Annotated in this window: 24 protein-coding genes; 8 read left to right on the top strand and 16 right to left on the bottom strand. The window is 62.2% G+C overall.

Annotated features, from left to right (window positions below):
• Position 1: 1 nt before the first annotated feature.
• Positions 2 to 493: a 5-(carboxyamino)imidazole ribonucleotide mutase gene (purE, locus tag ABRP30_RS00405; RefSeq protein ID WP_125924414.1), complete on the bottom strand. Its 492-nt coding sequence runs from the start codon at positions 491 to 493 to the stop codon at positions 2 to 4.
• A 270-nt stretch (positions 494 to 763) separates the two neighbouring features.
• Between purE and ABRP30_RS00400 the strand changes: the two genes are divergently transcribed.
• Positions 764 to 1,384 (top strand): hypothetical protein, encoded by a 621-nt coding sequence (locus tag ABRP30_RS00400; protein WP_349975580.1) that lies wholly within the window; start codon positions 764 to 766, stop codon positions 1,382 to 1,384.
• Here ABRP30_RS00400 and ABRP30_RS00395 read toward each other — a convergent pair.
• Complete coding sequence (locus ABRP30_RS00395) at positions 1,376 to 2,293, bottom strand: LysR substrate-binding domain-containing protein (protein ID WP_241806710.1); 918 nt, start codon at positions 2,291 to 2,293, stop codon at positions 1,376 to 1,378. The genes ABRP30_RS00400 and ABRP30_RS00395 overlap by 9 nt on opposite strands.
• A gap of 182 nt (positions 2,294 to 2,475) precedes the next feature.
• Here ABRP30_RS00395 and aspA point away from each other — a divergent pair, with 182 nt between their 5' ends.
• From aspA to ABRP30_RS00375, 4 genes are all read left to right on the top strand, one after another.
• Entirely contained in the window at positions 2,476 to 3,900 is a 1,425-nt protein-coding gene (gene aspA, locus ABRP30_RS00390) for an aspartate ammonia-lyase (protein ID WP_349975579.1), read from the top strand.
• A gap of 157 nt (positions 3,901 to 4,057) precedes the next feature.
• Complete coding sequence (locus ABRP30_RS00385; RefSeq protein ID WP_349975578.1) at positions 4,058 to 5,050, top strand: AraC family transcriptional regulator; 993 nt, start codon at positions 4,058 to 4,060, stop codon at positions 5,048 to 5,050.
• A gap of 111 nt (positions 5,051 to 5,161) precedes the next feature.
• The gene (locus ABRP30_RS00380) at positions 5,162 to 6,205 is read left to right on the top strand and encodes a histone deacetylase family protein (RefSeq protein ID WP_349975577.1); all 1,044 of its coding nucleotides are present in this window, start codon (positions 5,162 to 5,164) and stop codon (positions 6,203 to 6,205) included.
• Positions 6,205 to 7,308: a polyamine ABC transporter substrate-binding protein gene (locus tag ABRP30_RS00375; protein WP_241806706.1), complete on the top strand. Its 1,104-nt coding sequence runs from the start codon at positions 6,205 to 6,207 to the stop codon at positions 7,306 to 7,308. The genes ABRP30_RS00380 and ABRP30_RS00375 overlap by 1 nt, the downstream gene beginning before the upstream one ends.
• 97 nt (positions 7,309 to 7,405) lie before the next feature.
• Here ABRP30_RS00375 and ABRP30_RS00370 read toward each other — a convergent pair whose 3' ends face one another.
• The 5 genes from ABRP30_RS00370 to ABRP30_RS00350 are packed head-to-tail and all read right to left on the bottom strand — an operon-like array spanning position 7,406 to position 11,287.
• Positions 7,406 to 8,038, bottom strand: a complete 633-nt coding sequence (locus ABRP30_RS00370) for an SCO family protein (protein WP_349975576.1) — start codon at positions 8,036 to 8,038, stop codon at positions 7,406 to 7,408.
• Positions 8,035 to 8,928 carry a heme o synthase gene (gene cyoE / locus ABRP30_RS00365; protein WP_267819987.1) on the bottom strand — a complete coding sequence of 298 codons (894 nt, stop codon included), beginning with the start codon at positions 8,926 to 8,928 and terminating at the stop codon, positions 8,035 to 8,037. Before cyoE ends, ABRP30_RS00370 begins: the two co-directional genes overlap by 4 nt.
• Positions 8,913 to 9,986, bottom strand: a complete 1,074-nt coding sequence (locus tag ABRP30_RS00360) for a COX15/CtaA family protein (protein ID WP_349975575.1) — start codon at positions 9,984 to 9,986, stop codon at positions 8,913 to 8,915. Before ABRP30_RS00360 ends, cyoE begins: the two co-directional genes overlap by 16 nt.
• Positions 9,987 to 9,996: 10 nt before the next feature.
• On the bottom strand, positions 9,997 to 10,581 hold the full coding sequence (locus ABRP30_RS00355; RefSeq protein WP_349975574.1) for a hypothetical protein: 585 nt from the start codon (positions 10,579 to 10,581) through the stop codon (positions 9,997 to 9,999).
• On the bottom strand, positions 10,547 to 11,287 hold the full coding sequence (locus ABRP30_RS00350) for an SURF1 family protein (protein WP_241806701.1): 741 nt from the start codon (positions 11,285 to 11,287) through the stop codon (positions 10,547 to 10,549). The genes ABRP30_RS00355 and ABRP30_RS00350 overlap by 35 nt, the downstream gene beginning before the upstream one ends.
• Positions 11,288 to 11,338: 51 nt before the next feature.
• Here ABRP30_RS00350 and ABRP30_RS00345 point away from each other — a divergent pair, with 51 nt between their 5' ends.
• The gene (locus ABRP30_RS00345) at positions 11,339 to 11,542 is read left to right on the top strand and encodes a twin transmembrane helix small protein (RefSeq protein WP_241806700.1); all 204 of its coding nucleotides are present in this window, start codon (positions 11,339 to 11,341) and stop codon (positions 11,540 to 11,542) included.
• A gap of 57 nt (positions 11,543 to 11,599) precedes the next feature.
• Here the strand turns inward: ABRP30_RS00345 and ABRP30_RS00340 are convergent, their stop codons facing one another.
• From ABRP30_RS00340 to coxB, 4 genes are read right to left on the bottom strand one after another with little or no spacing between them, the layout of a single operon-like run.
• Entirely contained in the window at positions 11,600 to 12,487 is an 888-nt protein-coding gene (locus ABRP30_RS00340; RefSeq protein WP_267819980.1) for a cytochrome c oxidase subunit 3, read from the bottom strand.
• A gap of 16 nt (positions 12,488 to 12,503) precedes the next feature.
• Positions 12,504 to 13,070, bottom strand: coding sequence for a cytochrome c oxidase assembly protein (locus ABRP30_RS00335; protein ID WP_349975573.1), 567 nt, complete (start codon positions 13,068 to 13,070; stop codon positions 12,504 to 12,506).
• A gap of 10 nt (positions 13,071 to 13,080) precedes the next feature.
• Positions 13,081 to 14,670 (bottom strand): cytochrome c oxidase subunit I, encoded by a 1,590-nt coding sequence (gene ctaD / locus ABRP30_RS00330; protein WP_012312075.1) that lies wholly within the window; start codon positions 14,668 to 14,670, stop codon positions 13,081 to 13,083.
• Positions 14,671 to 14,713: 43 nt separating this feature from the next.
• Positions 14,714 to 15,841, bottom strand: a complete 1,128-nt coding sequence (gene coxB, locus ABRP30_RS00325) for a cytochrome c oxidase subunit II (protein ID WP_241806697.1) — start codon at positions 15,839 to 15,841, stop codon at positions 14,714 to 14,716.
• Positions 15,842 to 16,210: 369 nt separating this feature from the next.
• Here coxB and ABRP30_RS00320 point away from each other — a divergent pair, with 369 nt between their 5' ends.
• Both ABRP30_RS00320 and ABRP30_RS00315 read left to right on the top strand, forming a co-directional pair.
• Complete coding sequence (locus tag ABRP30_RS00320) at positions 16,211 to 16,852, top strand: hypothetical protein (RefSeq protein ID WP_267819976.1); 642 nt, start codon at positions 16,211 to 16,213, stop codon at positions 16,850 to 16,852.
• Positions 16,853 to 16,969: 117 nt separating this feature from the next.
• Positions 16,970 to 18,058: a hypothetical protein gene (locus ABRP30_RS00315; protein WP_349975572.1), complete on the top strand. Its 1,089-nt coding sequence runs from the start codon at positions 16,970 to 16,972 to the stop codon at positions 18,056 to 18,058.
• A gap of 2 nt (positions 18,059 to 18,060) precedes the next feature.
• Here ABRP30_RS00315 and ABRP30_RS00310 read toward each other — a convergent pair whose 3' ends face one another.
• The 5 genes from ABRP30_RS00310 to prlC form a co-directional block, all read right to left on the bottom strand.
• Complete coding sequence (locus ABRP30_RS00310) at positions 18,061 to 19,587, bottom strand: SulP family inorganic anion transporter (RefSeq protein ID WP_349975571.1); 1,527 nt, start codon at positions 19,585 to 19,587, stop codon at positions 18,061 to 18,063.
• Positions 19,588 to 19,779: 192 nt separating this feature from the next.
• A complete protein-coding gene (locus tag ABRP30_RS00305) occupies positions 19,780 to 20,499 on the bottom strand; it encodes a carbonic anhydrase (protein WP_241806693.1) in 720 nt (239 codons plus the stop codon).
• A gap of 271 nt (positions 20,500 to 20,770) precedes the next feature.
• Entirely contained in the window at positions 20,771 to 21,829 is a 1,059-nt protein-coding gene (locus tag ABRP30_RS00300) for a PA0069 family radical SAM protein (protein ID WP_349975570.1), read from the bottom strand.
• Between the two features lie 204 nt (positions 21,830 to 22,033).
• Positions 22,034 to 22,315, bottom strand: coding sequence for a YheV family putative zinc ribbon protein (locus ABRP30_RS00295; protein ID WP_012312067.1), 282 nt, complete (start codon positions 22,313 to 22,315; stop codon positions 22,034 to 22,036).
• Positions 22,312 to 24,399 (bottom strand): oligopeptidase A, encoded by a 2,088-nt coding sequence (prlC, locus tag ABRP30_RS00290; protein ID WP_241806691.1) that lies wholly within the window; start codon positions 24,397 to 24,399, stop codon positions 22,312 to 22,314. The genes ABRP30_RS00295 and prlC overlap by 4 nt, the downstream gene beginning before the upstream one ends.
• Positions 24,400 to 24,425 lie beyond the last annotated feature (26 nt).

Genomic DNA, 24,425 nt, shown 5'->3' with positions numbered 1-24,425 from the left:
CTCAAGCCTGACGTGGGTCTGGATTGTCCAGCACAGTGTCGGTCTGCTCGGTGCGGAACTGCTTGAGCGCCGCGTGATAGTGCGGGTATTTGGCGCCGAGGATGCTCGCCGACAGCAGCGCGGCGTTGACCGCACCGGCACGGCCGATGGCCAGGGTGGCAACGGGTACACCGGCAGGCATCTGGACGATCGACAGCAGCGAGTCGACACCCGACAGCATCGACGACTGTACCGGCACACCCAGCACCGGCAGGTGGGTCTTGGCGGCGCACATGCCTGGCAGGTGCGCTGCGCCACCCGCGCCAGCGATGATCACCTCGATGCCACGCCCTTCGGCCTCTTCGGCGTACTGGAACAGCAGATCCGGGGTGCGGTGGGCGGAGACCACCTTCACTTCGTAGGGAATGCCGAGTTTTTCCAGCATATCGGCGGTGTGGCTAAGGGTGGACCAATCGGACTTGGAGCCCATGATCACGCCAACCAGTGCACTCATCGTCGAGCCTCTCCTGCAAGCGCCTTCTGGCGCGCTAAAAGCAACAAGCCACGCAGGTGGACCGGCGTGGCTTGTCATACGGATTCTGAATCGACCAGGCTGGCCGAAGGCGCGGGATTGTAGCGTATTTCAAGTCGGCCCGCCCACCCCCACAAGCACATGTCGGATCAAAGGGCAAGCTGTCTCGTGGGACAACTTTTTCCGACTGCCGAGAGGCCTGCCAGGTAGTGACGATCGCGGCCACCCACTCGATCTACCTGGAGAACCGTAATGCCCAAGACCCTCACGCTCCTTTTCAGCCTCCTGCTGTCCCTGCAGTTGCCTTGCGCCGTAGCGGCCAAGTCGCTGGTCGTGACCGTTTATCTTCACGACGAGCTGGCCAGCATCAGCGACGAGCAAGTGCACAAGGATTACTTTCAGCACTGGATCGATGAGATGCGCAGTTTCACCGCCCACCCCACGGAACTGATCCTGCGACGCAACGTTCCGGGCATCACCGATATGGACTATCAAGGCAAGCCATCCAACGAGATTCTTGAAGCATTCACCCAAGGCGTGCATGAACTGACCTTGGACCAACGCTTCTCTTTCATGCACAAGCACCTGCTGATGACGCAGAACAGCTATGACCACAGCGGGCTGAACTACAATGCGGGCCTGGCCTACTTCAAACAGAACACCGCTATCGCCTCGATGGCAGCGTACAGCAGCGCCGCCCATGAAATCGGCCATCTGCTTTCCGCCACGCATGAAGACGCCGAACTGAAGTTCAACGGCTGGGTCTGCGAAACCTATACGCATCGGCGAATCCCGGCGCGATCGAACTGCTACCGGTATAGCGACAAGAACCGGGCGAATATCGCCGACTACCTCAAGTACAACTCACACTGAACCTTCGCCTTGCGCACCCGCGGACTCGAGCTTGCGCCATAGCAGGCGCACGTTGGCCTTGCGCACCAGAGCACAGCGATACAAGCGGATTTCCAGTGGCACATGCCACTGGGCCCCTGCGCAGATGACCAGCTCCCCTCGCTCCAGCTCGCCACGCATCGAAAGCCGGGGCACCCAGGCAACGCCCATGCCTTCCAAGGCCATGCTCTTCAAACTGTCGGCCATGGCTGTCTCGTACACGGTGGTATAGCGCAAATTGCGCTGGCGCAGCAGCAGGCTCACGGAACGGCCAAGGAAGGCGCCCGCACTGTATGCAAGCAACGGCACGCTGGCGTCGCCCTCAAGGTCGAACATGGGCTTTCCATCTGCCCCTACGGCGCACACCGGAAGCATTTCGGTGGTGCCCATGTGCAGCGAGGGAAAGATTTCGGCGTCCATCTGCAGCGCTGCATCCGGGTCATAGAAAGCCAGCATCAGATCGCAGCCACCTTCGCGCAACGCATGCACAGCATCACCGACGTTGGTGGCCACCAGCCGCGTGGCGATGTTCAAACCATCGTTACGCAGTTGCGCAACCCAGCGCGGGAAAAAGCCAGACGCCAGCGAGTGCGCCGCCGCCACCTGGATCACCTCGCCCTGGCCACCTTCAAGATGATGCAAATGGCGTAGAACTTCACTCAACTGGTCGACAACGGTACGCGCCGTTACGAGAAATAGCTGACCCGCCGCCGTCAGCTCGATGGGCGTGCGGGAACGATTCACCAACGTCAGGCCGAGCGCCGCCTCCAGGCTGCGAATACGTCGGCTGAACGCTGGTTGGGTGACGAAACGGCGCTCCGCTGCCTGGGAAAAACTGCGGGTGGCGGCCAGCGCACTGAAGTCTTCCAGCCATTTGCTTTCTAGGTTCACTAAACGAATCTCCCGGCATGCACCAAAATGGAACACGCTCGAATGTCAATTGGCGTCACATCAAACACTATGCCGTTTGTGCATAGGTTAGCGTGCAACAGCATTGGCCGCAAAAACCCCTTAAGGCCTAGCATTAGCGCCATTCCGGCAGGTGCCGGGTCAAAATCGAGATGATATCCATCATGTCCTCCGCTGCATCGTTCCGCGTCGAAAAAGATCTGCTTGGTACCCTTGAAGTCCCTGCCGATGCCTACTACGGCATCCAGACTCTGCGCGCTGCCAACAACTTCCATCTCTCCGGTGTTCCGCTGTCGCACTATCCGAAGCTGGTCGTGGCACTTGCCATGGTCAAGCAGGCTGCTGCCGATGCCAACCGTGAGCTGGGGCACCTGAGCGATGCCAAGCACGCCGCCATCAGCGAGGCCTGCGCCCGCCTGATCCGCGGTGACTTCCACGACCAGTTCGTGGTGGACATGATTCAGGGTGGCGCTGGTACTTCCACCAACATGAACGCCAACGAGGTCATCGCCAACGTCGCGCTTGAGGCCATGGGCCACCAGAAGGGTGAGTACCAGTACCTGCACCCGAACAACGATGTGAACATGGCGCAGTCGACCAACGACGCTTACCCGACCGCCATCCGTCTGGGCCTGCTGCTGGGCCACGACGCGCTGCTGGCCAGCCTCGACAGCCTGATCCAGGCCTTCGCTGCCAAAGGTGAAGAGTTCGACCACGTACTGAAGATGGGCCGCACCCAGCTGCAGGACGCCGTGCCGATGACCCTGGGCCAGGAGTTCCGCGCCTTCGCCACCACCATGACCGAAGACCTGCAGCGTCTGCGCTCGCTGGCCCCGGAACTGCTGACCGAAATCAACCTGGGCGGTACCGCCATCGGCACCGGCATCAACGCCGACCCTGGCTACCAGGCCCTGGCCGTACAGCGTTTGGCGACCATCAGCGGCCAGCCGCTGGTACCGGCTGCCGACCTGATCGAAGCCACCTCGGACATGGGCGCCTTCGTGCTGTTCTCCGGCATGCTCAAGCGCACTGCAGTCAAGCTGTCGAAGATCTGCAACGACCTGCGCCTGCTGTCCAGCGGCCCACGCACCGGCATCAACGAAATCAACCTGCCAGCGCGCCAGCCAGGCAGCTCGATCATGCCAGGCAAGGTCAACCCGGTCATCCCGGAGGCCGTCAACCAGGTTGCCTTCGCCATCATGGGCAACGACCTGGCCCTGACCGTCGCCGCTGAAGGTGGCCAGCTGCAGCTGAACGTGATGGAGCCGCTGATCGCCTACAAGATCTTCGACTCGATCCGCCTGCTCCAGCGTGCCATGGACATGCTGCGCGAGCACTGCATCGTCGGCATCACCGCCAACGAACAGCGCTGCCGTGAACTGGTGGAGCACTCGATCGGCCTGGTCACCGCCCTGAACCCTTACATCGGCTACGAAAACGCCACCCGTATTGCCCGCGTAGCCCTGGAAACCGGCCGTGGCGTGCTGGAACTGGTACGCGAAGAACAGCTGCTGGACGAAGCGATGCTCAACGACATCCTGCGCCCGGAAAACATGATCGCTCCACGTCTGGTTCCGCTGAAGGCGTAACCCGGCTGCTGCAAACAGTCTCACCAGGTTTGAGGGACTAGACACCTCTCGACCTTTCAAGGGCCCGAGCGCACGCTACGGGCCCTTTTTTTCGCCTGCGCGATCCCGGCACACAACTTGCTCTGTAATGTTTCCCGGCCCCACGGAAATACCGAGCATGCTGCACAGCCACATGACCACCCTCAACGCGGTTTCGCTGATCCTCAACCTGTTCCAGGAGCAAGGGTGCGAGGCTACGGCGCTGCTGGCTGGCAGCGGTATAGGCCTGGCAGACCTTGGCCATGCCGATGCGCGCATCACCACCCAGCAAGAGCTGCAGGTATGCGCCAATGCCGTGGCGCGGCGGGAGGACATTGGCCTGGAACTGGGCCAGCGCATGCATGTGTCGTGCTACGGCATGCTGGGTTACGCGCTGCTCTCCAGTGCCACTTTGGGTGACGCCTTGCGCCTGGCTTTGCAGTATCCGGCACTGCTGGGAACAGTCTTTCGCTTACGCCTGATAGACGACGGCCAGCGCATCTGGCTTAGCGCCGACGAATATCGCGACCTCCCGGCGCTGGCCGCTTTCAATGCCGAGTTCTGCCTGGTGTCGCTCAAAGTCATCTGTGACGACCTGCTGGGCCGGCCACTGCCCCTGCTCGGCGCCCGTTTCGCGCATGCCCAGCCTGCCTACCATCAGCGCTATAACGGTGTCTTTTCCTGCCCTCTGGGCTTCGACGCGAAGGACAACGCCTTTGCGTTCGATCGACACTGGTTGGACACGCCGCTGCCGCTTGCCGACCCGATCACGCACAAAGCCATGAGCGAACGCTGCCGGCGCCTGAACCTTGAATTCACAGGGCGCCAGGCCTGGCTGGGGCGGATTCGCCAGTTGCTGCTGCAGCAACTGGACGCTGCCCCCGGCCTTGAGGGCTTGGCGCGGCAGATGAACTGTTCGTCTCGCACCTTGCGCCGGCACTTGCAGGCGCTCGGCAGCAGTTATCAACAGCTGCTCGATGAGCTTCGGTTCGAGCGCGCCAAGCAATTGCTCGCCGATGACAAGATGCCGATCTACCGGATTGCCGAGCGCCTGGGGTTCAGTGAGACGGCGAGCTTCCGGCATGCGTTCCAGCGGTGGAGCGGTGTTGCGCCCAGCCATTTCCGAGGTTGAGCGGGGCCTGCGAGCTTGGCCACATCGATCCCCTTTTGGCCGTTTGCGTCGTTCTCCCGCACCCGGCAGCCCGTGAAAATGGGCCAACGCCAGTACCACCGGAGAACAACAATGCTGACGATCTATTCCGATGACCACCGCCTGCACCACGGCCGCTGCGAGCTGATCGACGGCAAACTGATGCCCTGCTTCGAAATGCCGTCGCGCGCTGACCATGTGCTCGAGCAAGTGAAAAAGCGCAACCTCGGTGCTGTCCAGGCCCCGACCGATTTCGGCCGTGCACCGCTGCAGCGCATCCACAGCGCCGACTATCTCGACTTCTTCGAAGGTGCCTGGGCGCGTTGGGCCGCGTTGGGTCAGGAAGGCGACCTGCTGCCCTTCACCTGGCCAGCTCGCACCTTGCGCCAGGTCAAACCCACCGGCCTGCATGGCGAACTGGGTTACTACAGTTTCGATGCCGGCGCGCCCATCACAGCGGGTACCTGGCAAGCCGCCTACAGCGCAGCACAGGTTGCCCTCACCGGCCAGGCTGCAATCGAGCAAGGCGCCCATGCGGCCTTCGCCCTGTGCCGCCCACCAGGGCATCACGCCGCCGCCGAGGTGATGGGAGGTTACTGCTACCTGAACAACGCCGCGATCGCAGCCCAAGCCTTCCTCGACCAGGGCAGGGCCAAGGTGGCTATCCTCGACGTCGACTACCACCATGGCAATGGCACCCAGGACATCTTCTACCACCGCGATGACGTGTTCTTCGCCTCGATCCACGGCGACCCGCAAGACGAGTTCCCGTTCTTTTTGGGCTACGCGGACGAAACCGGCGCAGGTGCGGGCGCAGGCTGCAACATCAACTATCCGCTGCCAGCGGGCAGTGACTGGGCCGCCTGGAGCGCCGCGCTGGAGGACGCCTGCGCGCGCATCGCCGGCTACGACGCTGACGTGCTTGTCATCTCGCTGGGGGTGGATACCTTCAAGGATGACCCTATCTCTCAGTTCAAGCTGGACAGCCCGGACTACCTGGAAATGGGCAAGCGTATCGCCCAGCTCGGCAAGCCGACCTTGTTCGTGATGGAAGGCGGCTACGCAGTGGAAGAAATCGGTATCAACGCAGTCAATGTGCTGGAAGGTTTCCAGCTCGCCCAGCCAGGAGCCCGATAATGGCCAGACTCAAGCGCCTGCTCGCCCCACTCATCGCGGCCACCCTGTGCGCCGGCGCCCTTCAGGCGCAAGCCGAACAGCGCACCTTGCGCGTGTACAACTGGTTCGATTACATCACCCCGCAAACCTTGACCAGCTTCCAGAAGGACAGCGGCGTGAAGCTGGTCTACGACATTTTCGACACCAACGAAGCCCTGGAGGCGAAGCTGTTAACGGGTAACTCCGGCTACGACGTGGTAGTGCCGTCCAACGTGTTCCTCGCCAAGCAGATAGAGGCGGGGGTGTTCCAGCCACTGGACCGCAGCAAGCTGCCGAACTGGCAACACCTGGACCCGGCATTGATGAAGCTGATCGAGGCCAACGACCCGGGCAACAAGTTCGCCGTGCCTTACATGTACGGCACGGTGCTGATCGGTTTCAACCCGGACAAGGTCAAGGCAGTACTGGGCGACAAGGCTCCGGTGGACAGCTGGGACCTGCTCTTCAAGGAAGAGAACATCGCCAAGCTCAAGCAGTGCGGTGTAGCGCTGCTCGACTCGCCATCAGAGATCCTGCCTCTGGCGTTGCACTACCTCGGGCTGGACCCCAACAGCAGCAAGCCGGGTGACTACAAGCAAGCCCAAGCCCTGCTGCTGAAGATCCGCCCCTATATCACCTACTTCCACTCTTCCAAGTACATGGCGGACATCGCCAACGGCGATATCTGCGTTGCCGTTGGTTATTCCGGCAGCTTCTCCCAGGCCGCAAACCGCGCCCGGGATGCGAAGAACGGTGTGGTGGTGGACATGCGCCTGCCCAAGGAGGGCGCGCCGATCTGGTTCGACATGCTGGCGATTCCGAAAGGCGCCGCCAACCCTGAGGACGCGCATACGTTCATCAACTACCTGCTGCGCCCAGAGGTGATTGCGCCGATCAGCGACTTTGTCGGCTACCCGAACCCGAACAAGGATGCGACGGATCAGGTCAGCCCAGCGATTCGCAATAATCCCAACCTGTATCCGACCCCTGAGGCGATGGCCAAGCTGTATACGCTCAAGCCTTTGACGCGTGAGGCAGAGCGGGCGCGGACGCGGGCCTGGACCAGGATCAAGTCCGGGACTTGATACCGCCTTGTGTTAGCAAGACCGCGCGCGCCTGAAGGCGCGTGCGGTGCCTTGTCGAGCGGCCTTGTGCCGCGCTGGCCTAAGCAGGCCGGGAGTTTCAATCGCGCTTCACAAGCCCCGGCAACTGCGCCACCAGCTTCTGGTTGTTGAACGGCGCCCGGATGAACCCACGCTGACGACCGTCCGGCCCGACAATCGCCAGGTTTCCGCTGTGATCCACGGTATAACCGGGCTTGCTGGTATCGGCCGGGATGAACGGAATGCTCAAGGCATTGGCCAGCTTCAGGGTATCTTCGATCGACCCCGCCACGCCGACGAAATCCTTGTCGAAATAGCCCAGGTACTGCTTGAGCTGGTTCGGCGTGTCCCGGTTTGGATCGACACTCACCAGTACCACCTGCAGGCGGTCGACCGCGTCCTTGGGCAGCTCGCTCTTCACCTGCCGCAACTGCGCCAGGGTAGTAGGGCAGATATCCGGGCAATAGGTGTAGCCAAAGAACAGCAGCGACCATTTGCCCTTGAGCGCGTCCAGCTGCACCGGCTGGCCGTCCTGGTTGGTCATGGTCACGTCGGCGACCGTGCGGCTCTGCGGCAGGAGGATGATGCCGGCATCGATCAACTGCGTGGGGTTTGGCTGGTCACTGCCATTGAGCACCTTGTTGACGGTCAGGCCCATGATCAACGCGACCAGGGCAACGAGGATGAAGACGGTTTTCTGGATTCGGGTCATAGGTTCAGCAACAGGTAGTGGTCAACAAGCAACGCGATGAACAGCGCGAACAGGTACCCGATAGAGTACTTGAAGGTGCCGATCGCCGCGTGCGGCCGGCTGCCACGGTACAACACCCAGGCCCATTGCAGGAAGCGCAGACCAAGGGCGATGGCGCAGGCCAGATACAACGGGCCGCTCATGTGGATGGCGTAGGGCAGCAGGGTCACCGCCAGCAGGATCAGGGTGTAGAGCAAGATGTGCAGCTTGGTGTAGCGCTCGCCGTGGGTCACCGGCAGCATCGGGATATCGGCCTTGGCGTACTCCTGCTTGCGGTGAATGGCCAGCGCCCAGAAGTGTGGTGGCGTCCAGGCGAAGATGATCAGCACCAGCAACAAGGGCTCGGCACTGACATGGCCACTCACTGCCACCCAGCCAAGCAGCGGCGGGGCCGCGCCTGCCAGGCCTCCGATAACGATGTTCTGCGGGGTCGCGCGCTTGAGAAAGCCGGTGTAGAGCACCGCATAGCCGAGTAGAGAGGCAAGCGTCAGCCAGGCAGCGAGGGCGTTGGTGAACACCAGCAACAGGGCCATACCCAGCAGCGCCAGGGCGAGGGCGAATAACAGTGCCGGCACCGGCGCGACCCGCCCCTCGGCCAGCGGCCGCTTGTGGGTGCGGGCCATCAGCGCATCGATGCGCCGGTCCAACACATGGTTGACCGTCGCCGCGGCCCCCGCGCACAGGGCAATCCCCAGATTGCCGAACAGCAGCACACGCCAAGGCACCCCGGCACGGGTCGCCAGGAACATGCCTACCAGCGAAGTGATCAGCATCAGCACCACCACCTTGGGCTTGGTCAGCTCCAGATAGTCGCGCCAGCCCGCACGTTGGGCACTTAAAAGCGTCGCCACGAAGCGTTCCTCAAGTGATGGGGCGCGCCCACGCCTGTCACCGGCGTGAGGCGCCAGCCTTGGCCCACACGCACCTTGTCGACGACACGGATACGGTAGTTGACCAGCACCATGCTCAGCAGCAACAGTGCGCCGCCTGCGTTATGCGCCACCGCCACCGCCAGCGGCAGGTGCAACATCACGTTGCTGATGCCCAGGCCTACCTGCAGCGCCAGCACCAGCAGTACCAGGCGCCCCAACCCAGACAAGCCACAGCGGTGCAGCTTCCAGCTGAGCATCAGCAACACACCAGTGACCAGAAGAGCGCCCAGCCGATGGCTGATATGGATGGCCGTGCGCGCATCGCTGTCCAGTTGCCCGCCCAAGTAATTGGGGCCCACGTGCTGGGTCAGGTGGAAGCCGTTGCTGAAGTCCGCTGCCGGCCACCACTGGCCATGGCAGGTCGGCAGGTCAATGCAGGCAACGGCCGCATAGTTGGAACTGACCCAGCCGCCCAGGGCAATCTGCCCGATCACTACCAGCAGCGCCAAGGCAGCGATCCGTCGCAAGCTCAGCGGTAGTTTCGGTAATGGCGCAAAGGCCCGAGATAGACGCAGCGATAGCAGGAACAGCAAGGCCAGGGTAGTGAAGCCACCCAGCAGATGTGCGGTGACGACCTGCGGCCACAGCTTGAGGGTTACTGTCCACATGCCGAATGCCGCCTGGGCCAGCACTACGCCCAGCAGCAGCACCGGCAGGCGGTAGGGCTGGCCGTCGCGTGAATGCCGGCGCACGGCTTGGAAGGCGAGCAGGGCGATCACTACGGCAAGCGTGCCGGCAAAGTAACGATGGACCATCTCGGCCCAGCCCTTGGCGACCTCCACCGGGTGCTCGGGGAAGTGCAGTTCGGCATGGGCCAGCTGCGCGTCGGTTTTCGGCACGCTGATGAAGCCATAGCAGCCAGGCCAGTCGGGGCAGCCGAGGCCAGCATGAGTCAGGCGGGTATACGCACCGAGCAGTACGACCAGCAGTGCCAGCAGGGTGGCGAACACAGCGAGGCGGAATCCAGGTCTGGCCATGGCAAGGCTCCTAGCCGATGTTGGACAGCTTGAGCAGGTGGCGCAGGTCATCCAGTACACGCTTGCCGCTGACCTTGCCGTCATAGCGCAGCACCAGATTGCCGTGCGGGTCGACGATCCACAGATGCGGCGCGGGGTCTCCTACCTTCTGAAGGTAGCGCTGGGGATCGAGTGGATAACGCTGCAACTGTGGGTACTCGCGCGCCAGCAAGGCCTGGTAGCCGGCGCTCAACGGTTGGGCAGCGGCCAAGGCATGGCTGGCACGGCTGGCGTCCCGGCCAAGGCCAATCTGGATCTGCCGCGCCAGGTAAACCAGACGCTGGCAGTCTTCAGCACAGTTTTCCGGGGCGCTGACCAGCAGTTGCCAACGGGCGTCCTCGCCAGCGATGCCGATATCGCCGCGGCTCTGGCCATTGCCGATCATCGTGCCGTGATAGCTTCGGCCTTCCGGCACCCAGAACTTGAGCTTGTACATGCTGGTGGCCAGGATCATCGGGCCGAGCACCACCAGCAGAATCAGGATCAGCTGCAAACGCCCGCGGGCTCTGGGTTTGCGACGTTCAGGCATGTCCAGTGGAGTGGTGGTGGCGGCCATGGCGGTTCTCCTTTTTGTTGTGCCAGCCAAAGTAGAGGTAGAGCAACACCAGCGCGGTCGCCAGGGCGAACCATTGCACGGCATAGCCCAGGTGTTTTTCCGGCCCCATGGCCACCACTGGCCAGTCCAGGCGGTACGCCGCCGGGCCAGGCTGCAGGCGCAGTTCATGGGCGAAGCCTGCGCGCCGCAGCTGTTGCCACAGTTGCACGGGGTTCACCGCCGTCAGCAGGTGCGGCCACTGGCCGCCAACGGGGTCGGGGTGCAATTGAAAGGTGCTGCCCGGCGCTACGTATACCGAGGCATCCAGGGCCAGAGCCTGCGCAGGGGTGTCGAAGGGCACCGGCACGCGGCGGTCGGGCCAGGGCAGCCACCCGCGGTTGACCCACAGCCACAGGCCGCTGGGCTGGTCGAGAAACGGCTGCAGCAACTCGACGCCGGCCTGGCCGTCGCGCATGCGGTTGTCCAGCAGCACGCTGTGCTCGGCATCGAAGCGGCCGTAGAGGTGCACACGGCGGAAGGCGGGGTCGTCGCTCAGCTGCAACTGGGCGGCGGAAAGCGGCGCGTCGACGCTACGCTCGGCATGGCTGGCCAGCAATGCGCGCTTTTCGGCGGCTCGGCCCAATTGCCAGCAGCCAAGGGCGATCAAGCCCGGCAGTAGCGCAAGCACTACCAGGGTGGGTACCCAGCCCGGGCGAAACAGCCTCACGGGCGCCTCGCTATACTTATCCACATCACCGCATCCCCCTGGAGAAACGCCATGCTCAAGGCCGCGATTGTCATGATGCTGTTGGCCACCATCGCCAGCCTGTTCAGCGGCCTGGTGTTTCTGGTCAAGGACGATGAGAACTCCACCCGCCTGCTCAAGGCACTGACCGTGCGTGTCACCTTGGCCTGCGTGACCATCGCCCTGGTGGCATATGGCTTCATCTCTGGCCAGCTCGTCTCCCACGCTCCCTTCTAGGCCGTCAGCCGCCACCTGTAGGGGCGGCCTTGTGGCGCGAAAGGGCTGTGTCGCTCTTCACAGCACATACACAAAGATGAACAGCCCAACCCACACCACATCGACGAAGTGCCAGTACCAGCTTGCCGCCTCGAAGCCGAAGTGTTTGTCCGGGTTGAAGTGGCCCCGCAGGATGCGCACGAACATGACGATCAAAATGATCGTGCCCAAGGTCACGTGGGCACCGTGGAAGCCTGTGAGCATGAAGAAGGTCGCGCCGTAGATCCCCGAGCCCAGCGTCAGGCCCAAGTGGGTGTAGGCCTCGAAGTATTCGTAGGCCTGCAGTGCGATAAAGCTCAGCCCCAGCAAGATGGTGATGGCCATCCACAGCTTCAGCGCCCCACGGTGGCCACGCCGCAGCGCATGGTGGGCGATGGTGATGGTCACGCTCGAACTGACCAGCAGAATGGTGTTGATCAAAGGCAGGTGCCAAGGGTCGATGACGTCCTTGGGCGGCGGGAACAACTTGGGGTCCGGGGTATTGAGCAGGGGCCAGGCGAACTCGAAACTGGGCCACAGCATGTGTGCGACACCTTTGGCGCCTTCTCCGCCGAGCCAGGGTCCGGCCAGTACCCGTACATAGAAAAGTGCGCCAAAAAACGCCAGGAAGAACATCACCTCGGAGAAGATGAACCAGCTCATGCCCCAGCGGAACGAGCGGTCCAGCTGCGCGCTGTACAGCCCGGCGCGGCTTTCCTTCACCACCGCACCGAACCAGCCGAACAGCATGTAGGCCAGCAACAGCGCACCGACGAAGAAAATCAGCGGCCCGTGGGAATCGGGGTGGCCAGCCTTGAGGTCGTTGAACCACGTGCCAAGGCCGAACACCGTGATGAACATTCCGATGGTGGCAATGATCGGCCACTTGCTCTGCGCAGGGACGTAGTAGTGTTCATGACTTGCCATTGCTGTTCTCCTTCCCTTAACGGGCGCCCTGAACGTCCTGGGGCGCGACATGCGCGACCGGCGGGTGGCGAGCGGTGATGTCGAACAAGGTGTAGGCCAGTGTCAGGTGCTTCACAGTGGCCGGCAGGTCCCGGTCGACGATGAAGCGCACGGGCATCTCGATACGTTCGCCGGGCTGCAGCACCTGCTGGGTAAAGCAGAAGCACTCGGTCTTGTGGAAGTACGCCGCGGCCTCGGCCGGAGTGATGCTGGGTACGGCCTGGGCGGTCATCGGCCGGTCAGTGGTGTTGTGAGCCACGAAGATCATCTGGTTGACGGCCCCCGGGTTGACCGCGAGCTGGTCGGCAGTGGCGTAGAAATCCCAGACCATGTCACCGGCATTGGTCGACATGAACTGCACCCGCACCGAACGCGTCGGATCGCTGACCTGGCTCGCTTCATACTGCCCGCCCGTCTTGCCATTGATGCCGAAGGCCCTGCACATGACGTCGTAGATCGGCACCAGGGCAAAGCCGAAGGCGAACATCACCACCGTCAGCATCAACAGGCGCAGCACCAGGCGTTTGAGCGGTTGGCCGGTCATGGGCGGTTACCTATTTCACATCCGGTGGCGTCTGGAAGGTGTGATACGGCGCCGGCGAAGGCACCGACCACTCAAGCCCCTCGGCCCCGTCCCAGGGTTTGGCCGGGGCCGGCGCGCCGCCGCGAATGCACTTGATGACGATGAACAGGAAGAAGATCTGCGTGGCACCGAACATGAATGCCCCGACCGATGACACCATGTTGAAGTCGGCGAACTGCAGGTTGTAGTCAGGAATGCGCCGCGGCATGCCTGCCAGGCCAACGAAGTGCATGGGGAAGAAGGCCAGGTTCATACCGATGAACGACAGCCAGAAATGCAGCTTGCCGAGGGTTTCGTCGTACATGTGGCCGGTCCACTTCGGCAGCCAGTAATAGGCCGAGGCGAAGATGCCGAAGATCGCCCCGGGCACCAGCACGTAGTGGAAGTGCGCCACCACGAAGTAGGTGTCGTGGTACTGGAAGTCCGCCGGCGCGATGGCCAGCATCAACCCCGAGAACCCACCGATGGTGAACAGGATGACGAAGGCGATGGCGAACAGCATCGGCGTCTCGAAGGTCAGTGAGCCTTCCCACATGGTGCTGACCCAGTTGAACACCTTCACCCCGGTGGGCACGGCAATGAGCATGGTCGCGTACATGAAGAACAACTCGCCCACCACCGGGATGCCGACCACGAACATGTGATGCGCCCAGACGATGAACGACAAAAAGGCGATGGCACCCGTGGCGTAGACCATCGAGGTGTAGCCGAACAGTGGCTTGCGCGAGAACGCCGGGATGATCGAGCTGACCGCGCCGAAGGCCGGCAGGATCATGATGTACACCTCGGGATGGCCGAAGAACCAGAACACATGCTGGAACAGCACCGGGTCACCGCCACCGGCGGCACTGAAGAAGCTGGTGCCAAAGTGGATATCCATCAGCATCATGGTGACCACGCCGGCCAGCACCGGCATCACCGCGATCAGCAGGAAGGCCGTGATCAGCCAGGTCCAGACGAACAGCGGCATTTTCATCAGGGTCATGCCCGGTGCGCGCAGGTTGAGAATGGTGGCTATGACGTTGATGGCCCCCATGATTGAGCTGATACCCATCAAGTGGATGGCGAATATGAAGAACGTCACGCTGGCGGGGGCATAGGTGGTGGAAAGCGGAGCGTAGAACGTCCAGCCGAAATTCGGCCCACCACCGGGGCTGAACAGGGTCGATACCAGCATCAGGAACGCTGCCGGCAGCAGCCAGAAACTGAAGTTGTTCATCCGCGGCAGGGCCATGTCCGGCGCGCCGATCATCAGTGGGATCATCCAGTTGGCCAAACCGACGAAGGCCGGCATCACCGCGCCGAACACCATGATCAGGCCGTGCATGGTGGTCATCTGGTTGAAAAATGCCGGCTCGACGATCTGCAGCCCGGGCTGGAACAGCTCGGCGCGTATCACCATGGCGAACGAACCGCCAAGCAGGAACATGATGAAGCTGAACCACAGGTACATCGTGCCGATGTCCTTGTGGTTGGTGGTCAGCACCCAGCGCATCAGGCCCTTGGCCGGGCCGTGGGCATGCTCATGGCCGTGGGCGTGGTCGTCGATCACTGCACTCATGTCCTGTCTCCTGCAGCCCACTGACTGCCGCGAGTAACCCGGTTCATTGCGCTTGTGCCTGCTTGAGCGCCAGCACGTCCTTCGGTGTCACCATGTCGCCTGTGTCATTGCCCCAGGCGTTGCGCTCGTAAGTGACCACGGCGGCGATATCGACTTCAGACAGCTGCTTGCCGAAGGCCGCCATGGCGGTGCCGGGCTTGCCGTGGAAGACGATGTCCAGGTGGGCATCCTTGGGGCCGGTGGCGATCTTCGAGCCCTTGAGTGCCGGGAACATCGGCGGCAAGCCCTGGCCCTCGGCCTGGTGACAGGCCACGCAGGTGGTGTGGTAAACCTTGTCGCCACGGGCGACCAACTCTTCAAGGGTCCATTCCTTGCTGGTCAGCTCTTTGAGTTTGGCCGCCTCGGCCTTGCGCTCGCCGAGCCAGGTGTCGTAGTCGGCCTTGGACTTGACCTCCACCACCACCGGCATGAAACCGTGGTCCTTGCCACACAGCTCGGTGCATTGGCCGCGGTAGATGCCGGGCTTCTCGACCCGGGTCCAGGCTTCATTGACGAAGCCAGGGATGGCGTCGCGCTTGACCGCGAAAGCCGGAACCCACCAGGAATGGATCACGTCGGCGGCGGTCACCAGAAAGCGCACTTTCGCGCCCACCGGCAGCACGAGCGGCTGGTCGACCTCAAGCAGGTAGTGCTCGTCCTTGGGCGCCTTGTTCTGGATCTGGTCGGCAGGGGTGGCCAGGTTGCTGAAGAACTCCACATCCTGGCCCAGGTATTTGTAGTGCCATTTCCACTGATAGCCCGTAACCTGGATATCAATGTCCGATTCGCTGGCGTCGTAGATGTCGATCAGGGTCTTGGTGGCGGGGATGGCCATGGCCACCAGGATCAGCAAGGGGACCACGGTCCACAGGATTTCCACCCAGGTGTGCTCGTGGAAATGCGCAGCTTGCTGGCCGGTGGAACGGCGGTGGATGACCATGGACCAGAACATCGCGCCGAACACCACGACGCCGATGATCACGCATATCCAGAAGATGGTCATGTGCAGGTCGAACACGGCGTTGGAGACTTCCGTCGCCCCCGGCGCCATGTTTACGGTCCAGGCGGCGTTCGCCTGACCGAAAACCGTCCACAACAGGAGGCCCATCCAGACGGGTGGATGTCGCATCATTGCGGGTTCCCCTTCTAATTCTTGTTGTCCCGGAGGCATGGCCTGCGGCAAGAGGGAACGGCGGTCAAGACTGCCTGGCTTCGACGACCGAGCCCCTGCGATAAGCAGTCGGGCCTCATCAGCGAATCACGTTCAACCCGAGTATAGACAGCGACCAATGGCACGCAACGGCGCGGGTGAAATGATCTTCACGAAATCGTGAAAACGCCTGTAAAGCCTGCCCTAGACGCTAAATGGCATAATGATGGCGCCTGCATATGCCCAACAGCGCACACGTTTGCGTGGTTTATAACAAATGCGTCTTAGGTATTCTGTATACCGAGCTAATTTAGTGTCTTCCGTTTGAAACGTATTGTCCCTGGAGTTGTCATGAACATCGCTGCTGTACGCGAGCAAATAAGCCAAGCCCACGATCACGAACGCCAGACCGGCCAACTGAAAGAGCGTCTCGAGCTGCAACTGCCCCATCTGCACCCCTCGATCCAGCTGCCTGAGCAGGACGCCCAGGGTACATTGGCGCGCTTCGTCAGCGCCTATATCGACCAAGTGCCCGAGTTGCTCGAAGCTGCCCACGCGGTGGCGCTGGAGGCCGGTATCGAATCGCAGATCAAACCCGTGCTGAAGATCGCTGAGGCCTATTTCCTGCAGCCGCCGAGCGTTATGCAGGGGCACGTGGGCCTGGACTGCCTGCTGGATGAAGCCTACCTGGCGCACCGTTTGGTGGAGGAGGTGAACGATCTTTATATCCGCCACTTCCAGCAACCACTGATCCCCTTCGATACCACCATGGCCAACCTGATTGCCCATCAACTGATCGGAGAGACCTTCGCCAACCAGCTCGATGAGGTGGTGCACCACTCGGTGGATGAAATGCTGGACGAGGAAAGCTTCGCTACCGAATCCGTGGAAGCCTACCGGGAAACCTTGAGCAGCCCGAAGACTGGTGAGGCCTGGAAACGCTGGCCATGCCTGTCGCGCCAGCTGGGGGTCGAACTGGGCCAACCCGCCTGACCGCTGCCTGCAGCCCAATGGGAACAGGCTCCAACTGATCGGCTGTACCGCGCACGGATAGATTCTTCCCGCCTCCTTACGGGGTAGGCACTGACCTAACAAGGCGAGGAAGAAACCATGAGCATCAAATGGAACAGGCTTTACACGGACCTGTTACGCGGCAGCCGCTCCACCCTTTGGGGCAACTGGGCCCTCAACCCAGTCATCAAACCCGGAGCGGTGGGTATCATCGACCCGGCGTCCGGCGATTTCACCCTGGTCAACGAAGCGTTGCCCTCCGTACAGATTTCCAATGTCGAGCAAGGGCGCCGCTGGGCCATCAGCTCCAAGGACGTCTCCCGCAGGGAGACCAAGGCCAATGTTTCAGGGACCGTGATCGACCCTGCCACCGGGGCTCAGGTCAAGCCAGACCTGACGCTGGAGTGGAACTTCGGTAAAGAGGAGTCGATCGCTTCGGAGTTTGCCCTCCATGGAGAGCAACGTCTGAATGACCTGGCCCTGATCCACGACCAATACGATTGGCTGTACGCGCAGGCACAGAAAGTCGGCATGGCCAGCGATGGCCGGATTGCAGAGGGCTTTGGCGTGGTAACGAGCGTCATTCTGGCCGATAGCGGCGTGAATGCCGGCGCCAAGAGCAAGAATGCCAAATTCTCCCTTTCGGGTTCAGCCAGCGGCCTGAACACCTTGCTGGGCGAAAACGGTATTTCAGGCAAAGGCGGAGCAACGTTCATTTCCACCCGCGATACCGCGTCGGTGGAATCGCATACTCTACCTGCGCAAGATGGCCAGGTTGCCACCATCCCACTGCCGGTAGCTTACAGCTTTGCCTCCTTTGGCCCGGACAGGATGATCATTCCGATCTGGGTGCGCAAAATTGGCAGCTTGCAACTGCATGTCGACAGCAAGGCCACCTCGGCCACCACCTACATCACCAAGGTATCGATTGCCTATGATCTTCCAGGCGAGCGCCGCACCACGGTTGGCCCGATGACCATTTCCGGTGGCCTGTCGCATAACTTCACCCTTCCGCTGGGCGCCAGAAATCTCGACTTCAGCGCCGAATTCGTCAACGTAGGCGCCAATCAAACGTTGACCCGGCACTGGACAACGCCCCTCAGCCAGTGGGTTGGCGGCAGCCGGACCATCAACCTGTATGGTACGTGGCCCGGCTCGCCCTCCGTGCGTGTCGTCGAGGAAGACTGAGCTCAACACTCTGCCGCAGTGCGCAAGCCCCCCTCGATACGCCGCTTGAGCCCACGCGGCTCGATGAGCAGGCGTGAACCGGCGCTGCGCTGCGTACGCCCCCAGTCTTCCAATAACTCCAGCACTGAGTGGTCGATGTAACTCAGGTTGGCCAGCGGGACGTGCAACTGGGTGCCAGCTGGCACCGTTTCCAGCACCTGGGTCAGTGCCGGCACCTTGAGGAAGGTGGCGGCGCCGGTGAGCCTCAGCTCCATGTGCCCCGGCCGGTCCAGGCTGAGCAGGTTGATCTTCAGGCGGGCCGCTTTGAGTGCCAACTTCAGCAGCGTCAGGGCAAAGCCCAGCAGCACACCGGTCAGCAGGTCAGTGAAGATGATCGCCAGCGCTGTTGCTGCGTAGGTGAACATCGGCATGCGACCGTAGCGGCCAAGCCCGCGAAAGGCCTTGAAGTCCACCAACTTGATACCGGTGTACACCAGCACCCCCGCCAGGCTCGCCACCGGGATCTGCTGCAGCACACTGCTCAAGGCCACCACGAACGCCAACAACCACAAGCCATGGAGGATCGCCGATGCGCGGGTTTGCGCGCCGGCCTGCACATTGGCCGAACTGCGCACGATCACGCCGGTCATGGGCAGGGCGCCCAATACACCGCAGAGCATGTTGCCGATACCCTGCGCGGAGAGTTCCCGGTCGAAGTCCGAGCGCTGGCCGCTGTGCATGCGGTCCACCGCTGCGGCAGACAACAGGGTTTCGGCACTGGCGATGAACGCCAGCGCGAAGGCGGCCACCAGCAAGGTCGGATCAGCCAATTGCAGCAGATCTTCGGGGCGCAGCCAGTCGATGGCCTCGGACAAGTCGGCCGGCACCTGCACACGATTGACTGGCAGTGCCAGCCACATGCTGAGCAGCGTCATCCCCCCCACACCGAGCAAGGCGCCAGGTAAAAACCGCAGCCGCTGTGGCCGAAAACGCTCCCAGCCCCACATCACGGCGATGGTGCCCAAACCGAGCAGGCCGGCCTGCCAGCCGCTGCCGGCACTTTCAAAGGGCAGGGCGCTAGCCACCGTGGCGGGGAAGCCGATCAGGTTCTGCAAGCCCGAAGGCTGCGGCGCCGTGTCGAACATCACATGCACCTGTGACAGCACGATCAGTACACCGATACCAGCCAGCATGCCATACACCACCGCCGGGGCAGTGACGCGGAACCAGCAGCCCAGGCGCAAGCGCCCGGCCAGCAATTGCAGCAACCCCGCCAGCAGCAGGATCGGCCCGAGCATCGCCACGCCGTGCTGGCGCACCAACTCGAACACCAGTACGGCCAAGCCCGCGGCAGGGCCACTGACCTGCAGTGGCGAACCGGCCAGAAAGCCCACCACGATACCGCCGATGATGCCGGTTATAAGGCCTTTGGCCGGTGGCATGCCCGAAGCGATCGCAATGCCCATGCACAAGGGCAGGGCTACCAGGAAGACCACAACCGACGCCAGCAACTCTCGCGGCAAGGCCGCTTTCAACTGTGTAATGTTCACCGTGTTTCTCCTTTCTCTGTCACATGGCCTTTCCTCTGGCCATGGGCACGTTTGGCCCCTGACAGACGCGCAGGCGCGGGCCGCCAGCGAGCATGCCGGCAGGGCAGTCAGGGAATTCAAGGCAGCCGAAGGCCGCGCCACACCCCTGCGGGGTGCAGCTGGCTATCAAGGTTCTAGCGTTGGATGGGTCGCTTAGTAGCGGCCTCTCGGAGTCGCGCAGGGCACCGGCTCACCGGCGGCCAGGGGCATGAAGCTGTCGCTGGCGGCATCGTAGGCTTCGATCCGGCTGGTCTCGATGTCATAGACCCAACCATGGATGTACAGCTCGCCAGCCGCAAGGCGCGAGGCCACCGACGGGTGGGTGCGCAGGTGGTGCAACTGGGCGATGACGTTTTCCCGCGTCAGCACCTGCATGGTTTCGTGCTCGCTGCCGCAGGCGCAGTTGTTCTCGACCACGGTACGTGCCACTTCGGCATGCCGCAGCCAGGCGGAAACGGTCGGCATCTTGGTCAGCGATTGCGGGTTGAGTACCGCTCGCATCGCGCCGCAGTCGGAGTGGCCACAGATGATGATGTGGTGCACGCCCAGCGCCGACACGGCGTACTCGATGGCGCTGGAAACGCCACCGTTCATCTGGCCATACGGCGGAACCACGTTGCCGACGTTACGGGTAACGAACAGGTCGCCTGGCGAGCTCTGGGTGATCAGCTCGGGGACGATGCGCGAGTCGGCACAGGTGATGAACATGGCGCGCGGCGTTTGCGCGGTGGCGAGCTTCTTGAACAGCTCTTGCTGCTCAGGGAAGACGTCATGGTGAAAACGCAGGAAGCCGTCGACGATGTGCTTGAGGGCGGCATCGGCGCTCTCCGCGGGGGCCTGCGGAACGACCTTGGATGGGTCCTTGACGGGCATGATTCATCCTCTTGACGGTGAGTTGGTAAATCCATTTTACCGGTGAAAGATTCTGGCTATGCGAGGAATTAGATGACACGCACAGGCCATAGATCACAGTCTTCGTGGACTGGTTTCCTACGCTAGCGGGGAAAACTTAACTGAAACTTAATTCGGAGGCTCTAGAACGGGTGTTCCAGATAGATAAGGCGGGAATTGGATAATAGCAAAAACACATCAAATGCCAAGACCTCCGAATAAGATTATGTGCTTGGATTAGTCCCATTAAGGATCAAAACAATGCCATTTGCCCACCGGGCGGACAGAACGCCGAGCAATCCAGCATTTGCCCCTGCCGCCCCTCCAAATCCAACTTGCGCATGGCCTTGGCAAAGCGTTGTGCCAGCAGCTCTGCGAAAACGCCCTCACCACGCATGCGCGCGCCAAAGCGGCTGTCATACAGCTCGCCGCCCCGGCTCTGACGAATCAGGCTCAACACATGGCTGGCGCGCTGCGGGTAGTGGTCCTGCAGCCATTGCTCGAACAGCGGTGCCACTTCCAGGGGCAGGCGCAGCATCATGTAGGCTGCGCTCTGCGCACCAGCCTCCTTGGCGGCTGGCAAAAGGTGCTCCAGTTCGCTGTCGTTGATCATGGGAATCATCGGCGAACACAACACGCCCACCGGTACACCCGCCTCGCGCAGCACCCGGATTGCCCGCAGCCTGGCCTTGGGCGAGGCCGCACGCGGTTCGAGCACCCGCTTGAGGCCATCGTCCAGTGTGGTCAGGCTGATCATCACCCGCACCAACCGCTGGCTGGCCATTTCGGCCAGCAAATCGAGGTCACGCAATATCAGCGAACCTTTGGTGACGATGGTCACCGGGTGGCGAAAACGTAACAGCACTTCCAGCAAGCGCCGGGTCAATTGGTGCTCACGTTCGATCGGCTGGTAGGGGTCTGTGTTGGCACCCAGGTTGATGGGGGCGCACACATAGCCAGGCTTGCTCAGTTGCTCGGCAAGAACCTCGGCAGCGTTGGTCTTGGCGATCAGTTTGGTTTCGAAATCCAACCCTGGGGACAAGTCCCAATAGGCGTGCGAGGGCCTGGCATAGCAGTAGATGCAACCATGCTCGCAGCCTCGATAGGGATTGATGGAGCGATCGAAGGGCAGGTCGGCTGACGTGTTGCGGCTGATGATCGTCTTGGCCGTCTCAACCCGCACCTCGGTGCCTTGGGTGAGTGGAACCTCAAGGTACCAGCCGTCATCCTCCGCCACCGAATGGCTCGGAGCGAAGCGGTTGTGCGGATTGTGAGCCGTCCCACGGCCTTTGGGTGGTGCTGGAAGATTCATCGCCAAGCCCTATACTGTATGGATGAACAGTATAGGGGCAGGGCTCAACTTGCCAGCACCTCTGGTCAGGCCAGCCCGTGCCAACTCAGGTAGATGGCATGGCTTGGGGTGCGGCCAATATTGCCTGCCTCATGGGCGAGCATGCCTGCCTGGCGGAGCGGTAGAGCCATGATCTTCTACCACCCCGACACAGGCGGGCGGGCCTTAGTCAGCCGGTTTCTTCAGCTTGGGATTGGGGAAGAACTGCACCGTCTGTACCTTGGCCGGCGCCGCCTTGGGCGCCAAGTGGTTGACCCGCGTCCCCAGCTCCTTGGGTACCGACAGCCCCTGTTCATTCAAGGTGTCGGTGAAGCCGCAGGCCACGCACTCTCGGTGCGGCACGTCGTCTTCGCTCCACATCATCAACTTGTCCGGCTCGCTGCACGCCGGGCAGACCGCCCCGGCGATGAAGCGCTTCTTGGTCTTGTTCACAGCTACCTCGCTCATGCCGCCGCGTCCTCGCTCAGCCCGCAGTGGCGCAGCAATGCATCAATGGAAGGCTCACGGCCACGGAAGTCGACGAACAGCACCATCGGCTCGCGCGAGCCGCCTCGGGCCAGAATGGCCTCGCGGAAGGCGCGGCCTGTCTCGGCGTTGAGCACGCCTTCTTCCTCGAACCGTGAGAAGGCATCAGCCGACAGTACTTCGGCCCATTTGTAGCTGTAGTAGCCCGCCGCGTAACCGCCAGCGAAGATGTGCGCAAAGCTGTTCGGGAAGCGGTTGTACGCCGGTGGGCGCATGACCGTCACCTCGTCGCGCACGCCTTCAAGCACCTGCAGCACACTGCGGCCATCGCCGTGGCTGGCGTGCAGCTCGAAGTCGAACAACGAGAACTCCAGCTGGCGCACCATCATCATGCCGGACTGGAAGTTCTTCGCCGCCAGCATCTTGTCCAGCAGGTCCTGGGGCAGGGCAGCCCCCGTTTCGTAATGGCCGGAGATCAGTGCAAGGCCTTCCGGCTCCCAGCACCAGTTTTCCATGAACTGGCTCGGCAACTCGACTGCATCCCAAGCCACGCCATTGATGCCCGACACGCCAGCATGCTCGATACGGGTCAGCAGGTGGTGCAGGCCGTGGCCAAACTCGTGGAAAAGGGTTGTCACTTCATCGTGGGTCAGCAACGCAGGCTTGCCCGGCGCAGCGGGCGTGAAGTTGCACACCAGGTTGGCCACCGGGCTTTGCAGCTCACCACCCGCGGTACGGCGGCGGTCGCGGGCACCATCCATCCAGGCACCGCCACGCTTGTTGGCGCGGGCATAGAGGTCGAAGAAGAAGCGGCCAACGTGCTGGCCGTTTTCCTTGATCTCGAACAGGCGTACGTCCGGGTGCCAGGTATCAAAGCCTTTGAGCTCGGCGATTTCGATGCCGTACAGGCGCTGGACGATGCTGAACAGGCCGGACAGTACCTTGTCGATCGGGAAGTAGGCGCGCAAGGTTTCCTGGGACACGCTGTAGCGCTGCTCGCGCAGCTTTTCACCGAAGTAGCCGGCGTCCCAGCTAGCCAGCTCGGGGCAACCTTGCTCGGCGGCATAGGCCTTGAGTTGCTCCAGATCCTGCACGGCGAACGGCTTGGAACGCTTGGCCAGGTCGCGCAGGAAGCTCAGCACCTGGTCGCTGGACTCAGCCATCTTGGTGGCCAGGCTCAGCTCGGCGTAGTTCTTGTAGCCCAGCAGCCCGGCCAGTTCCTGGCGCAGGTCGAGGATCTCGCGCATCACCGGGCCGTTGTCGAACTGGCCGGCATTCGGGCCCTGGTCAGAGGCGCGCGTGCAGTAGGCGGCGTACAGCTCTTCACGCAGGGCGCGGTCACTGGCGTAGGTCATCACCGCATAGTAGCTGGGGAATTCCAGGGTGATCAGCCAGCCATCGAGGCCTTTGGCCTGGGCGGCTGCCGCCATCTGCGCCTTGGCCGAATCGGTCAGGCCGGCAAGCGCGGCTTCGTCGGTAACGTGCTTGGTCCAGGCCTGGGTGGCGTCGAGCAGTTGGTTGGAGAAGCGGCTGCCCAATTCGCTGAGCTTGCTCTGCACTTCGGCGTAACGCTGCTGCTGGGCAGGTGGAAGGTCGATGCCCGACAGACGGAAGTCGCGCAGTGCATGCTCGAGGATGGTTTTTTGCGCCACATCGAAACCGGCGGCCTCAGGGCTGTTGACCAGAGCCTCATAGGCCTCGAACAGCGCGCGGTTCTGGCCCAGTTCGGTAGAGTAGGCACTGAGCGCCGGCAGGCAGGACTCGTAGGCCTCACGCAGCTCTTTGCTGTTGCACACCGCATTGAGGTGGCTGACCGGGCTCCAGGCAGCGCCCAGGCGGTCGTTGAGCTCGTCCATGGCCAGCACCAGGCCGGCCCAGGTGGGGTTCTTGCCTTGCTTTTCGAGGATCTGGGCAATGGCTTTACGGTTATCGGCCAGGATCTCTTCGATCGCCGGCAGCACGTGTTCGGCACGGATCGCCGAGAAGGGCGGCAGATCATAAGACTGCAGAAGCGGGTTGTTCGCACTCACGGTTTGGCTACCTTGGCAGAAGAAACACTGCCCCATCTTAATTACAATCGACGCCGACCGCA

The sequence above is a fragment of the Pseudomonas sp. WHRI 8519 genome, from assembly GCF_040224055.2.
GTDB lineage: Bacteria > Pseudomonadota > Gammaproteobacteria > Pseudomonadales > Pseudomonadaceae > Aquipseudomonas > Aquipseudomonas putida_X.
The sequence above is the reverse complement of the archived record's forward strand: the minus strand, read 5'-3'. Positions and strand labels throughout refer to the sequence as shown.

Excerpts from the sequence above, each read along its gene's own strand:
- aspA (WP_349975579.1), top strand. The coding sequence starts at position 2,476 with ATGTCCTCCGCTGCATCGTTCCGCGTCGAAAAAGATCTGCTTGGTACC.
- ABRP30_RS00355 (WP_349975574.1), bottom strand. The coding sequence starts at position 10,581 with ATGGCCGCCACCACCACTCCACTGGACATGCCTGAACGTCGCAAACCC.
- ABRP30_RS00300 (WP_349975570.1), bottom strand. The coding sequence starts at position 21,829 with ATGAATCTTCCAGCACCACCCAAAGGCCGTGGGACGGCTCACAATCCG.
- ABRP30_RS00315 (WP_349975572.1), top strand. The coding sequence starts at position 16,970 with ATGAGCATCAAATGGAACAGGCTTTACACGGACCTGTTACGCGGCAGC.
- ABRP30_RS00370 (WP_349975576.1), bottom strand. The coding sequence starts at position 8,038 with ATGACCCGAATCCAGAAAACCGTCTTCATCCTCGTTGCCCTGGTCGCG.
- ABRP30_RS00320 (WP_267819976.1), top strand. The coding sequence starts at position 16,211 with ATGAACATCGCTGCTGTACGCGAGCAAATAAGCCAAGCCCACGATCAC.
- ABRP30_RS00345 (WP_241806700.1), top strand. The coding sequence starts at position 11,339 with ATGCTCAAGGCCGCGATTGTCATGATGCTGTTGGCCACCATCGCCAGC.
- purE (WP_125924414.1), bottom strand. The coding sequence starts at position 493 with ATGAGTGCACTGGTTGGCGTGATCATGGGCTCCAAGTCCGATTGGTCC.
- ctaD (WP_012312075.1), bottom strand. The coding sequence starts at position 14,670 with ATGAGTGCAGTGATCGACGACCACGCCCACGGCCATGAGCATGCCCAC.
- prlC (WP_241806691.1), bottom strand. The coding sequence starts at position 24,399 with ATGGGGCAGTGTTTCTTCTGCCAAGGTAGCCAAACCGTGAGTGCGAAC.
- ABRP30_RS00375 (WP_241806706.1), top strand. The coding sequence starts at position 6,205 with ATGGCCAGACTCAAGCGCCTGCTCGCCCCACTCATCGCGGCCACCCTG.
- ABRP30_RS00360 (WP_349975575.1), bottom strand. The coding sequence starts at position 9,986 with ATGGCCAGACCTGGATTCCGCCTCGCTGTGTTCGCCACCCTGCTGGCA.
- ABRP30_RS00295 (WP_012312067.1), bottom strand. The coding sequence starts at position 22,315 with ATGAGCGAGGTAGCTGTGAACAAGACCAAGAAGCGCTTCATCGCCGGG.
- ABRP30_RS00385 (WP_349975578.1), top strand. The coding sequence starts at position 4,058 with ATGCTGCACAGCCACATGACCACCCTCAACGCGGTTTCGCTGATCCTC.
- coxB (WP_241806697.1), bottom strand. The coding sequence starts at position 15,841 with ATGATGCGACATCCACCCGTCTGGATGGGCCTCCTGTTGTGGACGGTT.
- ABRP30_RS00340 (WP_267819980.1), bottom strand. The coding sequence starts at position 12,487 with ATGGCAAGTCATGAACACTACTACGTCCCTGCGCAGAGCAAGTGGCCG.
- ABRP30_RS00335 (WP_349975573.1), bottom strand. The coding sequence starts at position 13,070 with ATGACCGGCCAACCGCTCAAACGCCTGGTGCTGCGCCTGTTGATGCTG.
- ABRP30_RS00400 (WP_349975580.1), top strand. The coding sequence starts at position 764 with ATGCCCAAGACCCTCACGCTCCTTTTCAGCCTCCTGCTGTCCCTGCAG.
- ABRP30_RS00380 (WP_349975577.1), top strand. The coding sequence starts at position 5,162 with ATGCTGACGATCTATTCCGATGACCACCGCCTGCACCACGGCCGCTGC.
- ABRP30_RS00305 (WP_241806693.1), bottom strand. The coding sequence starts at position 20,499 with ATGCCCGTCAAGGACCCATCCAAGGTCGTTCCGCAGGCCCCCGCGGAG.